This is a genomic window from Streptomyces sp. NPDC002181, assembly GCF_042890485.1.
Classification (GTDB): domain Bacteria; phylum Actinomycetota; class Actinomycetes; order Streptomycetales; family Streptomycetaceae; genus Streptomyces.
Map to the genome: position 1 here is coordinate 156,839 of NZ_JBIASC010000003.1, position 12,704 is coordinate 169,542.

Here is a 12,704-nt window from a genome sequence, read left to right on the forward strand (position 1 = left end):
CGGCGAGCACGCTCGAACCTTGCCAGCCCGGCATGCGCCGGCCAAATCCTTATCCGGATCCCCGTCCGGAGCCAGAACGACGGGCGAATGGCTGAATCCCCGGGGCACGGACGGTCGTGCCCGTCCGGGGCGGGCCGAGTGGCCGATCCTGCCCGGGTGCTGAGCCCGCGTCCGCTGCTGCCCGTCCTGCTCGCCGCCGTCCTCGCCGTCCCGGCCCCCGAGCCCGCTCCAGCCCCTGCCCCTGCCCCAGCCCCTGCCCCCGCTTCTGCTTCCGCTTCCGCGCGGGCCGCCGCCGTGGGGTCCGACGGGATCGAAACCGCCCGGACCGGCCGGCAGATCGCCCCCGGGGTCAGGCTGGAGTCGTACGACCGGCTGGAGGCCGACCGCTGGCTGCGGATCGACGAGCTCCTCGTCGATCTCGGGGGGAGCGGCGGGGTGCGCGCCGAGTACCTGGGCCTCCGCGGCCCGGCCACCGTCGCCGAGTCCGCCGCCCGCCACACCGCTGGGCCGGGGCGGCGCGTGGTCGCCGCCGTCAACGGCGACTTCTTCGACATCCGGGGTACGGGCGCACCGCTCGGCCCGGGACTGGGCGGCGGCCGGCTGCTGCACTCCGCCGGCCCCGGGCCGGGCGCGGCCCCGGCCGTCGGATTCGGCGCGGACGGCGCCGGCCGGGTCCTGCGGATCGGGCTCGACGGGAGCGTCACCCTCCCCGGCGGGGCGGTGCGCCCGCTGACCGGCCACAACGCGGCCCGGCCGGCCGCCGAGGGCCTCTCCGCGTACACCGCCGACTGGCCGGGGACGCGGCTGCCCGCGCTGGGCACTGCCGTGGCGGTCCGGGACGGCCGGGTCACCGCGGCCGTCCCCGCCGCCTCCGCGGCCGCCCCCCGGACGGGCGCGCCGGTGCGCCGGGAGCGTCCGGAACCCGGTACGACCCTGCTGGCGGCGGCCGCTGGGGACAGGGCCGCCGCCGCCGAACTCGCCGCCCTGCGGCCCGGGGACGCCGTGGCCGTCGCGGCCCGGGCCCTCCCGGGCGGCGGACCGGTACCGGTGGCGGCCGTCGGCGGGCGCGAGGCCCTCGTCGTGGCCGGTGTCCCGCAGGACCACGACGGCGAACCGAACGACACCGCCGCCCCCCGCACGGCCGTCGGGTTCTCGCGGGACGGACGGCGGATGCGGATCCTCGCCGTGGACGGCCGCCAGCGCGACAGCGGCGGCCTCACCCTGACCGCGCTGGGGGCGCTGATGCACCGGCTGGGCTCGTACGAGGCCCTGAACCTCGACGGCGGCGGCTCCACGACCCTGCTCGCGGGGGCGAGCGGGGCGACGGCCCTGGCGCTGGAGAACTCCCCTTCGGACGGAAGGCTCCGGCCCGTGGCGAACGGGCTGGTCCTCACGGCCCCGGCGGGTTCCGGGCGGACCGCCGGGTACCGCATCGAATCCGTCGGCGCCAGCCCCGGGGAACCCACCCGGGTCTTCCCCGGGCTCACCCGGACCCTGAAGGCCACCGGGTACGACGCGTTGCTGGGCCCGGCCCCGGGCGCTCCGGTGTGGTTCGGGGAGGGGGCGGGCACGGTCGATTCGGGCGGGGTGTTCCACGCCGTGCGCCCCGGCCGTGCGACGGCGCACGCCCGGCGCGCGACGGCGCACGGTGCGCTCCCGGTCACGGTGCTCGGCCCGCTGACCCGCATCCGGCCCACCCGGCCCCGGATCGGGCTCGCGCAGCAGGGGGAGACGGCGGGCTTCCGGCTGACCGGGTACGACGCGCAGGGCGCGGCCGCGATCGTGGAACCCCGGGACGTTTCCCTGGAGTTCGACCGGTCGCGGTGGGGAGTCGCCGACGACGGGCGGGGCGGCTTCACCGTCACCGCCCTCGTCCCCCGGGCCACGGGCCGGCTCCGTGTCACGGCCGGGGCCGCCCGCGTGGAGATCCCCCTCGGCGTCGGGCTGGTGACGCTGCCCGTCACCGACCTGGCCGACGCCGGGAACTGGACCGGACCGGGTGCCTCCGCCGCCGAGGGGCATCCGGGGGCGGGTCTCGCTCTGGAGCTGCCCGCGGCCGGGGCCCGGAGCGGCGCCGTCCCGCCGCGGCCACTGCCCGTGCCGGAGCTGGCCCGTTCGCTCACGCTCTGGGTGGGCGGCGACGGCTCCGGGGCCCGGCCCGCCATCGAACTGGCCGACGCCGACGGGGCCGCCGTCGAGGTGCCCGGGCCCGCCGCGGACTGGACCGGCTGGCGGGAGGTCACCCTGGCGCTGCCGCCCACCGCGCGGCCGCCGCTGACCGTGACCCGGCTCTCGGCGGTCGGGGGTACCGGCCCCGGACGGCTCGCGCTCGACACGCTCGGCGCCCTGACCCCGCCCACCGGACCCGCCGCCGTGCCCGTGGTCCGGGATCCGATCGTGGCCGGCGAGGCCGGGGTCCGGGCGCGGCCCTGGCGGTTCGCCGTCGGGGAGGGCGACCCCGGTGCCGACTTCGTGCTGACCGGCGCCGACCGGCCCGGGTTCGTGCACCGCGGCGTACGGTTCCTGCCGCTCGACACCGCCGAGCCCACCTTGGAGGGAGGCGGCCTGACCCGGATGCGGGCCCTGCGCGAGGCTCTGGCGGCGGCCGCCCGGGAGCCGGCGACGGGCGCGCTGGCCGTCGTACGGGCGTATGCGCCGGGCACCGTGGACGGCAAGGAGTCGGCCCTGACGGACCGCCTGCTCGCCGAGTTCCACCGCACCACCGGCAAACGCGCCGCCGTCCTCACCCTCGCGGCCCCGGAGTTCGAGGCCACCCGCTCCGAGGGCGTCCTGTCCGTCGCGGCCCCGGGCGCCGGCCGCACCCTGGTGGGAGTGGACGCCTTCGCCCGCGGTGACTGGCTCGCCGTCCGGCACACGCCCTGATCCGAAAGACAGCCCCTAGAGCTCGACCAGCGTGACCTCGGTGGCCTTCACGCTGGTCCATACCTCCGTGCCGTCGACCAGGCCCAGTTCGGCCGCCGCCTCCGGGGTGATCTCCGCGACCAGGTCGGGGGCTTCCGCCGAGCCGACGAGCACGCGCAGTCGGCTGCCGACGGCGGTGATCTCCCGTACGGAGCCCTGCCAGACGTTGCGCGGACTGCCGGCCGGGCGGTCCCGGTGCACGGACACCGCCTCCGGACCGATGATCGCCAGCGCCCGGGACCCCTCGGGCAGCGCCTCCGCCACCACCAGCCGCCCCCCGGTGGAGAGCACGAGGCCGTCGGCCGAAGCGGTGCCGGGCCAGGCGTTGCGGCCGAGCATCCGGGCCACCCAGGGGGAGCGGGGGTGGCGGGTGACCTCGGCCGGCGGGGCGTCCTGAAGGGTGCGCCCGTCGGCCAGTACGAGGACCCGGTCGGCCAGCGAGACCGCCTCGACCGGGTCGTGCGTGACGATCAGGCAGACCCCGCCGAAGCCGGCCAGGTGGGTGCGCAGGGTGTGCCGGACGCGGGCCCGGGTGGTCTGGTCGAGGGCGGCGAGCGGTTCGTCGAGCAGCAGCAGGCGGGGCCGGGCGGCCAGCGCGCGGGCCAGGGCGACCCGCTGGGCCTGGCCGCCGGACAGCTGCGCGGGCTTGCGGGCGGCGAGGTGGCCGACACCGAGCCGGTCCAGCCACAGCTGCGCCTCGCGGCGGGCCTCGGCGCGCGGCACCCGGCGGGCGCGCAGTCCGTACGCGGTGTTGGCCAGCGCGCTCAGGTGGGGGAACAGGGCGCCGTCCTGCGGGACCCAGGCCACCTGGCGCTTGTGCGGGGGCAGCGCGGTGACGTCGGTGTCGCCGAGCCGGAGCTCGGCGTGGGCGCGCGGCGTGAGCCCGAGCAGGGCGCGCAGCAGGGTGGTCTTCCCGGCGCCGTTCTCGCCGACGACGGCGATCGTGGTGCCGGGATCGGCGTCCAGCGTGAGCTCGTTGAAGCCGGTGACCTCGGCGTGGAGCGGCCAGTGGCCGCTGTCATGCGGGTCGGCCGGAACACCCGCCGGAATGCTGCCGGCACCGGCACCGGCACCGGCACCGGCACCGCCACCGGCACCGGCAGTGGGCAGCGCTCCGGCCGGTGTCCGTTCGGTCTCCGGCGCCGCAGCCGCCGCCTCGTCCGCCGGGGCCTGCGCCTCGGCGGGTCGCGCGGCGACCGGGGTGCCGGTCCAGCGGCCGCGCAGGGCGATCAGCACGGCCATGGCGATCACGAGCAGCAGCAGCGAGACGGAGGTGGCGGCTTCCGGTTCGTCCTGGAGCAGCAGGTACACCTGGAGCGGCAGGGTCTGCGTGGTGCCGGGCAGATTGCCCGCGAAGGTGATGGTCGCGCCGAACTCGCCGAGCGCACGGGCCCAGGTGAGCGCGGCGCCCGCGATCAGTCCGGGCGCCACCATCGGCAGGGTCACGGTGAAGAACACCCGCACCGGCGAGGCACCGAGGGAGGCCGCGGTCTCCTCGTAGCTCTGCTTGAGGCCACCGAGCGCCCCCTCCAGGCTGATGACGAGGAAGGGCATGGCGACGAAGGTGGCCGCGACGACGGCCCCCGACGTGTGGAACGGCAGCGTGATCCCGAACGTGCCCTCCAGCCAGGGCCCGAGCAGTCCGCGCCGGCCGAAGCCCAGCAGCAGCGCCACACCGCCGACGGTCGGCGGCAGCACCATCGGCAGCAGCACCAGCGAGCGGACGAACGCCTTTCCCTTGAACGGGACCCGGGCCAGCAGCCAGGCCAGCGGAACTCCGAGGAGCAGCGAGAGGCCGAGCGCCCACAGGGACACGAAGAGCGAGAGGCGCAGCGCCTCGACCACACCCGGGCTCGTGAGGTGGGTTCCGAGCTCGCCCCACTCGGTGCGGCTGAGGATGCCGACGAGGGGCAGCAGCAGGAACGCGACGGCGAGCAGCGCGGGCAGCGCCAGGGTCAAGGGGGGCCGGGTGCGGGTGCGGTGTCTGCTCATGTGGGTTCCTGGCTGGAGCGTACGGGGGACGGCGAGTACGAGGGGGTACGAGAAGTACCAGGGACGCGACCGCGTACGCGGCTCTCCGCGGGGGACACGGCGAAAGGGACCGCCTGTCCCCCCGGACCAGGCAGTCCCTCTCGATCCTTCCGGCCGCGGCGGCGGTTACGCCTTCTGGAAGCCCGCGTCCTGGAGGATCTTCTGCGCCTCGGGGGTGCTCAGCCAGGCCACGAACGCGGCGGCGGCCTCGGCGTTCTTGGACGACTTGAGGGTGGCGGCCGGGTAGGAGGCCACGGCGTTCTCGGCGTCCGGGATGTCCACGACGGAGACCTTGTCACCGGACTTGATGGTGTCGGTCTTGTAGACGAGGCCGGCGTCGGCCTCGCCGAGCTCGACCTTGCTCAGCACGGCGCGCACGTTGGCCTCCTGCGAGACCGGCTTCACCTCGATCTTCTGGGCGTCGAGGATCTGCTTGCTGTACCGGCCGACGGGGACCTCGGGCGCGGCGAGCACGACCTTGATCTTGGGGTCGGCCAGGTCCTTCAGCTCGTCGACCTTGAACGGGTTGCCCTTGCCGGCGGCGATGACCAGGCGGTTCTTGGCGATGATCGCCGGGTCGTTGGTCTCGGCCTTCAGACCGTCCATGGTCTTGGTGTCGGCGGTGACCAGCGCGTCGGCCGGGGCGCCCTGCTTCACCTGGGCGGCGAGCTCCTGCGAGCCGGCGAAGGAGAAGGTGACCTTCGTGCCGGGGTGCGCCTTCTCGTACGCGGCACCCGCGGTCTTGAAGACGTCGGTGAGCGAGGACGCGGCGAGGACGGTGAGGTTCGCGGCCTTGGTCTCGGCCGAGGCGGAGGCGCTCGCCGAGGGGGAGGCCGCGGCGCCGTCGTCCTTCTTGTCGCTGCCGCAGGCGGCCAGGGCGGGCACGAGGAGGGCGGCGGTCAGCGCGGCGGCGAGGGTACTGCGGCGGTTCAGGATCGGGGACATGAGCTGGTGCTCCTCGGTCGGGTCGGCGGCCGGCCGGGTGCCGGTCCGCGTGGTGGTGACCCGCGCCGGTGACGGGCGGAGCGGGTGGGAACGTGCGCTGGTGCCGGAGCGTCAGGTGCGGTCGATGTGCACGCTGGTGGACTTCACGCGGGCGGTGGCCTGCATGCCGACCTCCAGTCCGAGCTCCTCGACGGCCTCACGGGTGAGCAGGGAGACCAGGCGGTGGGGACCTGCCTGGATCTCGACCTGGGCGGCCACGTCTCCGAGCTTGACGGCGGTGACGATGCCGGGGAACGCGTTGCGGGCCGAGGTGTACGGCTCCTCGTCCTCGGCGTGGGCACCTTGTCCCACGGCGACCGAGAACGCGGCCAGGTCGCGGCCGTCGATCAGTCGCCGGCCGGCGTCGTCGCGGTGGGTCGCGACACGGCCGGCGTCGGCCCAGCGGCGGGCGGTGTCCGGGCTGACGCCCAGCAGGCGCGCCGCCTGTCCGATGGTGTAGGACTGCATGAGCGACAAGGTAGGGGCACCCGTCCCGCATTTGCAATTCCCTTGGGCTGATACACATGGCAGATGCCATGCCTCTTGGCAATTCCGCCAATAAGCATTCCGCTTGGGGTGCTCCGGCTGGCTAGAGTTTCGGCATGGCTGATGAAGCAACGGGAACGGGCGCGGGAACCACGGGAGCCGCAGGAGCCGCGGGAACCGCAGGAGCCGCGGGATCCGCCCGGGTGGACGCCTGGATCTGGTCGGTCCGTCTGACGAAGACCCGCTCGGTCGCGGCGACCGCCTGCCGGGCGGGCCATGTGAAGGTGAACGGGGAGCGCGCGAAGCCGGCGCAGGTGGTGCGGGCGGGGGACGAGGTACGGCTGTTCCACGCGGGGCGCGAGCGCATCGTCGTGGTCAAGCGGCCCGTGACGAAGCGGGTGGGTGCGCCGGTCGCCGCCGAATGCTTCGTCGACAACAGCCCGCCGGCGCCGACGCGCATCGAGGCCGAGGTGGTCGGCGTCCGCGACCGCGGCACCGGGCGTCCGACGAAGCGCGACCGCCGCGAGATCGAATCCCTCCGCGGCGGCGGCCGCGGCCGCTGACGCTGACGTGCCGGGGCAGCCGGCCGTGACCCCGCGCCGGCCGTGACCCGGGGGCCGGGCCGGGGGTCAGCTCTTGCGGTACGTGTACGCCTCCTCGGCCGCTGCCGCCACCGCGTCCAAGGGGGCGCCCGCGGAGGCGGCCACCACCGCGGCCACCGCTCCCTCCAGGAACGGCGCGTCCAGCAGCCGCGAGTCCGGCGGGAGCTCGTCCTCCACCAGCAGGGCCTTCACCGTCAGCACCGAACTGCCCAGGTCCGCCAGGAGCGCGACCCCCGCGCCGGCGTCCACTTCGCGCGCGGCCGCCGCGATGCGGTCCGCGTCCGTGCCCAGGCCGCCGTCCGCAGTGCCGCCCGCCGCGGCAACCGGGGCGACCGGACCGCCCGCCGCCAGGCCCCGTGCCAGCTCCGCCACGGACTCCGCGACCACCGCGCTGTGCGACACCAGCACGATTCCGACCACGGGCCCGCTCACTCGCCCTCCGCCGCGTCCGCGAGCGCGCCCAGCAGCAGCGCCGCCGAGGTGGCCCCCGGGTCCTGGTGCCCGATGCTCCGCTCACCGAGGTAGCTCGCGCGCCCCTTGCGGGCCTGCATCGGGACCGTCGCCAGCGCCCCGTTCTCCGCCGCGTCCGCCGCCGCCCGGTACGAGGTGCCGAGCGCCGCCACCCCCGGGACCAGCGCGTCCAGCATGGTCTTGTCGCCCGGAGCCGCCCCGCCCAGCTGGGCCACCGCGCCCACCCCCGTGTACAGGGCCTTGCGCAGCGCCTCGTCGGAGACCTCGGCGGCCTCCCCGAGCTCCTTGCCCGTACGCCGCAGCAGCGTCCCGTACAGGGGGCCCGACGCCCCGCCGACCGTCGAGATCAGCGTCCGCCCGGCCAGCACCAGCACCGCTCCCGGGCCGGCGGGGGGCTCCGCCTCCAAGGCCGCCCGTACCGCCGTGAACCCGCGCAGCAGATTGCTGCCGTGGTCGGCGTCCCCGATGGGGGAGTCGAGCTCGGTCAGCCGGTCCGCCTCGCGCTCCACCGCCGCCCCGGCCACGTTCATCCAGCGCCGGAAGAAATCCGCGTCACGCAATGGAGCCTCCTCACCGTGTCCGCCCACCTTCTCAGCACCCCCACCGCAGCGCCGCCGTCCGTACCGGCGCGTCCCACAGCCGCAGCGATTCCTCGTCCGCACGGCACAGCGTCACCGAACAGCCCGCCATGTCCAGGGACGTGACGTAGTTCCCGACCAGCGTCCGCGCCACCGGCACACCGCGCTCCGCCAGCACCCGCACCACCTCCGCGTGGAACCCGTACAGCTCCAGCAGTGGCGTCGCCCCCATCCCGTTGACCAGCGCCAGCAGCGGTCCGTCCGCCGGACCCACCTCCGCCAGCTCCTCCAGCACGGCGCCCACCGCCACCTCGGCGATCTCGCGCGCAGGCATCATGGCCCGCCGCTCGCGGCCCGGTTCGCCGTGGATGCCGATCCCCAGCTCCAGCTCCCCGTCGGGCAGGTCGAAGGTCGGGCTGCCCTTCGCCGGAGTCGTGCACGCGCTGAGCGCCACCCCGAAGCTCCGCGAGGCCGCGTTGACCCGCCGGGCGAGCTCCGCGACCCGCTCCAGCGGGGCGCCCTCCTCGGCGGCCGCACCGGCGATCTTCTCGACGAACAGCGTCGCCCCGGTACCGCGCCGCCCGGCCGTGTACAGGCTGTCGGTGACGGCCACGTCGTCGTTGACCAGCACGCTCTCCACCCGCAGGCCGTCCTCCTCGGCGAGTTCGGCGGCCATCTCGAAGTTCAGCACGTCCCCGGTGTAGTTCTTGACGACGAAGAGGACCCCCTGCCCGGAGTCCACGGCGGCCGCCGCCCGCAGCACCTGGTCGGGGACCGGAGAGGTGAACACCTCCCCGGGGCACGCGGCCGACAGCATCCCGCGCCCCACGAACCCGGCGTGCAGCGGCTCGTGCCCCGACCCGCCTCCGGACACCAGCCCCACCCGTCCCCCGTCCCGTGCGTCGCGCCGTACGACGACGCGGCGCTCCACGTCGACGTCCAGCTCGGGATGGGCGGCCGCCATCCCGCGCAGCGCATCGGCGACGACGGTCTCGGGGCTGTTGATCAGCATCCGCACGGGTGTCTCCTGATCGGGTCGGCCGGTGAGCCCGGGGACGGTGGGCCCGATGGCGACGGTAGAGCAGCCTGTGGTCCGGGGCCAGGGCGCCGCGGCGGAGGCGGCGGCCGCGGGTTCAGCGCTGGATGGCGTCGAGCGCCTCGTTCAGGGTGGTCGCGGCCATGATGAGCGACAGGTGGGTGAAGGCCTGCGGGAAGTTGCCGAGTTGTTCGCCGCTGGGGCCGATCTCCTCGGCGAACAGGCCGACGTGGTTGGCGTAGGTGTGCATCTTCTCGAAGGTGTAGCGGGCCTGCGGCAGCCGTCCCGCGCGGGCGAGGGCGTCCACGTAGAGGAACGTACAGAGGCTGAACGTTCCCTCCGAGCCGCGGAGCCCGTCGGGGGAGGCCGCGGGGTCGTAGCGGTAGACGAGGCTGTCGGACACCAGGACCCGGTCCATGGCGTCGAGGGTGGACAGCCAGGTCGGGCTCCTCGGCGCGAGGAAGCCGACCCGGGGGACCAGCAGCAGCGAGGCGTCGAGGACGTGGCTGCCGTAGTGCTGGACCAGGGAGCGCTCGGTGTCGCTCCAGCCGCGCTCCATGACCTGTTCGAGGACCTCGTCGCGGGCCTTGGTCCACAGGGCCGTGTCGGCCGGGCGGCTGAACTCGGTGGCGAGCTTGATCCCCCGGTCGAAGGCGGCCCAGCACATCACGCGGCTGTAGGTGAAGTCCTGGCGGCCTCCCCGGGTCTCCCAGATGCCCTCGTCGGGCCGGTCCCAGGAGTCGGCGAGCCAGTCCAGGGCCCGTGCCAGCGCCTTCCATCCCCGGTAGTCGGCCTGTACGACGATCTCCCGGGCCTCGGACAGGGCGTAGAGCGCCTCGCCGTAGATGTCGAGCTGCAACTGGTCCATGGCCGCGTTCCCGGCGCGTACGGGATACGAGCCGCGGTAGCCCTCGAAGTGTTCGAGGACCTCCTCGGTCAGGTTGGGGTCACCGTCGACCCGGTACATGATCTGGAGGGGCTCACCGTCCCGGCCCTCGTGGGCGCGCAGGCGGTCGCCCAGCCAGTGGGTGAAGGCGGTCGCCTCCTCCACGAAGCCGAGGTCGAGCAGGGCCCGTACCGACAGGGAGCCGTCCCGCACCCAGGTGTAGCGGTAGTCCCAGTTGCGCTCGCCGCCGACCTGCTCGGGAAGACCCATGGTGGCGGCGGCGACCGGCGCGCCGGTCGGGGCGTACGTGAGCAGCTTGAGCGTGATGGCCGAGCGGTACACCATCTCCGCCCAGCGGCCGTGGTAGCGCGACCTGCGCACCCACTTCTGCCAGTAGTCGACCTGTTCCCACAGCTCGTCGGTGATCCTGTCGCGATCCGGCGCCGGAGGCACCGTGCTGCCCTCCCCGCCGGTCGTGAACACCGCCGCCTCCGCCTCGCCCGCGGTGAGCGTGATCGAGGCCCGGACGTCCTGGCCATCCCGTTCGAGCGGAAAGGTGGCCTGCAGGAACGCGGTCGCCCCGGGTGCCCGGAAGGTCGCCGTGCGGTCCGCCAGGTCGAGTCGGTGGGGTGCCCGCGCGTAGTCGAAGCGGGGGCGGCATTCGAGGGAGAAGCGCACCGTGCCGCGCACCGCGCGGATCACGCGCACCAGGGTGTGCCGGTCGGTCGCGGTGCGGCCCTGGAGGACCGGCATGTAGTCGACGGTCTCGCCGACCCCGTCGGGAGACATGAACCGGGTGACCACGATCGCGGTGTCCGGGTAGTAGAGCTGTCTCCACGTCCCCTCGTCGTGTTCCGGCGCGAGCAGGAAGTATCCGCCTTTGTCGTGGTCGAGCAGCGCCGCGAAGATGCTGGACGAGTCGAATCGCGGAGCCGCGAACCAGTCGATCACTCCCCTGGACGACACCAGGGCCGCGGTCTGCAGGTCCCCCACGAGTCCGTGGTCGGCGATGGGCGGGTAGCGGTCCATGTTTCTCCTCCTCGGGACGGCTCAGCGGTGATCCGCCCGGGTCCCGGTCATTGCAGTCGCTCGGCGAGGTGGTCTCCGACGCGCAAGGCGTTGGCGATGGCCGTCAGCGACGGGTTGACCGCGCCGATGCTGGGGAAGAAGCTCGTGTCGACCACGTAGAGGTTGTCGAGGTCGTGGGCCTTGCAGTTGACGTCGAGAGCGGAGCTCCGAGGGTCGCGGCCGAAGCGGACGGTGCCGGCCTGATGTGCCGTGGCGCCGATGGGCATGCCCTTGTGCAGGTAGATGCTGTGCGGCAGCAGATGGTGCTCGTGCATGCCCAAGTGGCCGAGCATTCCCTGGAGTTTGTGCCGGAGCCGCTTCAGGCCGGCGATGTTGTTCTGCTCGTCGAGGGCGAGGTGGATCCCGCCGTCCGCGTCGAGGGTGACGCGGTTGTCGGGGTCCGGCAGGTCCTCACCGCAGAGCCAGAAGTCGACCGCGTGATGGGCGAGCACCTCGAAGGGCATGTCCGGCATGACGGCACCGGCCCAGCGGGGTGCCTCGCCGTGGATCTGCTCGGCGTCGGACTTGCCGAGCATCTGGATGCCGCCGAGGGGGTAGTCCCAGTCGTCGCTGCCCAGGTACCAGTCGTGCAGTGCCAGCGTCTTCTGGAACCTGGTGGCGTTCGGTTCCTTCGACACCGCCATCAGGGCCAGGTTGTTGTGCCGCATGTAGTGCCGGCCGACCGTGTCCGAGCTGTTGGCCAGGCCCCGGGGGTGCCGGTCGCCGGCCGAACGCAGCAGCAGCACGGCGGAGTTGACGGCCCCGCAGGCCACCACCACGATGCCGGCGGCGAACCGCACCGTCGACCCGTCGCCCAGCTCCGCGACGACCGAGGTGACGGTGCGCCCGCCGGCGTCCGTCTCCAGCCGGCGCACGTCGGCATGCGTGATCATTTCTACGTTGGCGTGTTCCAGGGCCGGGTCCACACAGATGACCTGGGCGTCCGACTTCGCCCCGACCAGGCAGGGGAAGCCGTCGACGCGGTCGCAGCGTATGCAGGCGCTCCCGTGCGCGGCCCGCCCCAGGTCGTCCTGGAGGAGGTTCACCCCGATCGGAAGGTGGAAGGGGTGCAGGCCCCGCTTCTCCAGGTCGTCGCTCAACTGCTGGATGCGCGGCTCGTGTTCCACGGGCGGATGGGCGTACTGGGCGCCGGCCGGACCCTCGGTGGGGTCCTCGCCGTGCCGCCCGTGGACCAGGTAGAGGTGCTCGGCCTGCGTGTAGTACGGCTCCAGGTCGCCGTAGTCCAGCGGCCAGGCGGGAGAGACACCGTCATGGTGGCGGATTTCGCCGAAGTCCTCGGGGCGCAGGCGGAAGAGCGCCGCGCCGTAGAACTTGGTGTTCCCGCCGACGTAGTAGTTCACCTCGGGCGGGAACCGCTCGCCGTGCTTGTCGTACCAGAACTCCGGGGCGCGGTACTTCCCTTTGACGAAGACCTCGGTCGAATCCCAGTTGTCCCGTTCGCGCGGGAGGTAGCCGCCGCGTTCGAGGAGCAGGATCCGTTTGCCGGTGGGTGCCAGCCGGTGGGCGAGCGTGCCGCCGCCGGCACCGGTGCCGATGATGATGACGTCGTACTCCCGCGCCTCGGGCATGCGGGCCACCTTCCCGGAGCACGGATCTGCTCCTGTCGGGTGAGATCGGGG

General features: G+C 74.3%; 10 protein-coding genes. 2 read left to right on the plus strand and 8 right to left on the minus strand.

Annotated features, from left to right (window positions below):
- Positions 1-156: 156 nt before the first annotated feature.
- On the plus strand, positions 157-2,883 hold the full coding sequence (locus tag ACFYXV_RS10100) for a phosphodiester glycosidase family protein (protein WP_389382559.1): 2,727 nt from the start codon (positions 157-159) through the stop codon (positions 2,881-2,883).
- A 15-nt stretch (positions 2,884-2,898) separates the two neighbouring features.
- On the opposite strand, the gene ACFYXV_RS10105 is transcribed toward ACFYXV_RS10100, so the two are convergent.
- From ACFYXV_RS10105 to ACFYXV_RS10115, 3 genes are all read right to left on the minus strand, one after another.
- A complete protein-coding gene (locus tag ACFYXV_RS10105; RefSeq protein ID WP_389382560.1) occupies positions 2,899-4,914 on the minus strand; it encodes an ABC transporter permease in 2,016 nt (671 codons plus the stop codon).
- A 165-nt stretch (positions 4,915-5,079) separates the two neighbouring features.
- Complete coding sequence (gene modA / locus ACFYXV_RS10110) at positions 5,080-5,898, minus strand: molybdate ABC transporter substrate-binding protein (RefSeq protein WP_385470994.1); 819 nt, start codon at positions 5,896-5,898, stop codon at positions 5,080-5,082.
- A 111-nt stretch (positions 5,899-6,009) separates the two neighbouring features.
- A complete protein-coding gene (locus tag ACFYXV_RS10115; RefSeq protein WP_053692665.1) occupies positions 6,010-6,405 on the minus strand; it encodes a molybdopterin-binding protein in 396 nt (131 codons plus the stop codon).
- A gap of 134 nt (positions 6,406-6,539) precedes the next feature.
- Here ACFYXV_RS10115 and ACFYXV_RS10120 point away from each other — a divergent pair, with 134 nt between their 5' ends.
- The gene (locus ACFYXV_RS10120; protein ID WP_389382561.1) at positions 6,540-6,986 is read left to right on the plus strand and encodes an RNA-binding S4 domain-containing protein; all 447 of its coding nucleotides are present in this window, start codon (positions 6,540-6,542) and stop codon (positions 6,984-6,986) included.
- A 66-nt stretch (positions 6,987-7,052) separates the two neighbouring features.
- Here the strand turns inward: ACFYXV_RS10120 and ACFYXV_RS10125 are convergent, their stop codons facing one another.
- The 5 genes from ACFYXV_RS10125 to ACFYXV_RS10145 form a co-directional block, all read right to left on the minus strand.
- The gene (locus ACFYXV_RS10125; RefSeq protein WP_385470989.1) at positions 7,053-7,457 is read right to left on the minus strand and encodes a PTS fructose transporter subunit IIA; all 405 of its coding nucleotides are present in this window, start codon (positions 7,455-7,457) and stop codon (positions 7,053-7,055) included.
- On the minus strand, positions 7,454-8,056 hold the full coding sequence (dhaL, locus tag ACFYXV_RS10130; protein ID WP_385470987.1) for a dihydroxyacetone kinase subunit DhaL: 603 nt from the start codon (positions 8,054-8,056) through the stop codon (positions 7,454-7,456). Before dhaL ends, ACFYXV_RS10125 begins: the two co-directional genes overlap by 4 nt.
- Positions 8,057-8,087: 31 nt before the next feature.
- A complete protein-coding gene (dhaK, locus tag ACFYXV_RS10135) occupies positions 8,088-9,092 on the minus strand; it encodes a dihydroxyacetone kinase subunit DhaK (protein WP_389382562.1) in 1,005 nt (334 codons plus the stop codon).
- Positions 9,093-9,207: 115 nt separating this feature from the next.
- On the minus strand, positions 9,208-11,025 hold the full coding sequence (locus ACFYXV_RS10140) for a glycoside hydrolase family 15 protein (protein ID WP_389382564.1): 1,818 nt from the start codon (positions 11,023-11,025) through the stop codon (positions 9,208-9,210).
- A 47-nt stretch (positions 11,026-11,072) separates the two neighbouring features.
- Positions 11,073-12,653 (minus strand): GMC oxidoreductase, encoded by a 1,581-nt coding sequence (locus ACFYXV_RS10145; RefSeq protein ID WP_389382565.1) that lies wholly within the window; start codon positions 12,651-12,653, stop codon positions 11,073-11,075.
- Positions 12,654-12,704 lie beyond the last annotated feature (51 nt).

What these genes read in the sequence shown, in the direction of transcription:
- modA (WP_385470994.1), bottom strand. Translation starts at nt 5,898, where the DNA reads ATGTCCCCGATCCTGAACCGCCGCAGTACCCTCGCCGCCGCGCTGACC.
- ACFYXV_RS10120 (WP_389382561.1), top strand. Translation starts at nt 6,540, where the DNA reads ATGGCTGATGAAGCAACGGGAACGGGCGCGGGAACCACGGGAGCCGCA.
- ACFYXV_RS10115 (WP_053692665.1), bottom strand. Translation starts at nt 6,405, where the DNA reads ATGCAGTCCTACACCATCGGACAGGCGGCGCGCCTGCTGGGCGTCAGC.
- ACFYXV_RS10140 (WP_389382564.1), bottom strand. Translation starts at nt 11,025, where the DNA reads ATGGACCGCTACCCGCCCATCGCCGACCACGGACTCGTGGGGGACCTG.
- ACFYXV_RS10145 (WP_389382565.1), bottom strand. Translation starts at nt 12,653, where the DNA reads ATGCCCGAGGCGCGGGAGTACGACGTCATCATCATCGGCACCGGTGCC.
- ACFYXV_RS10105 (WP_389382560.1), bottom strand. Translation starts at nt 4,914, where the DNA reads ATGAGCAGACACCGCACCCGCACCCGGCCCCCCTTGACCCTGGCGCTG.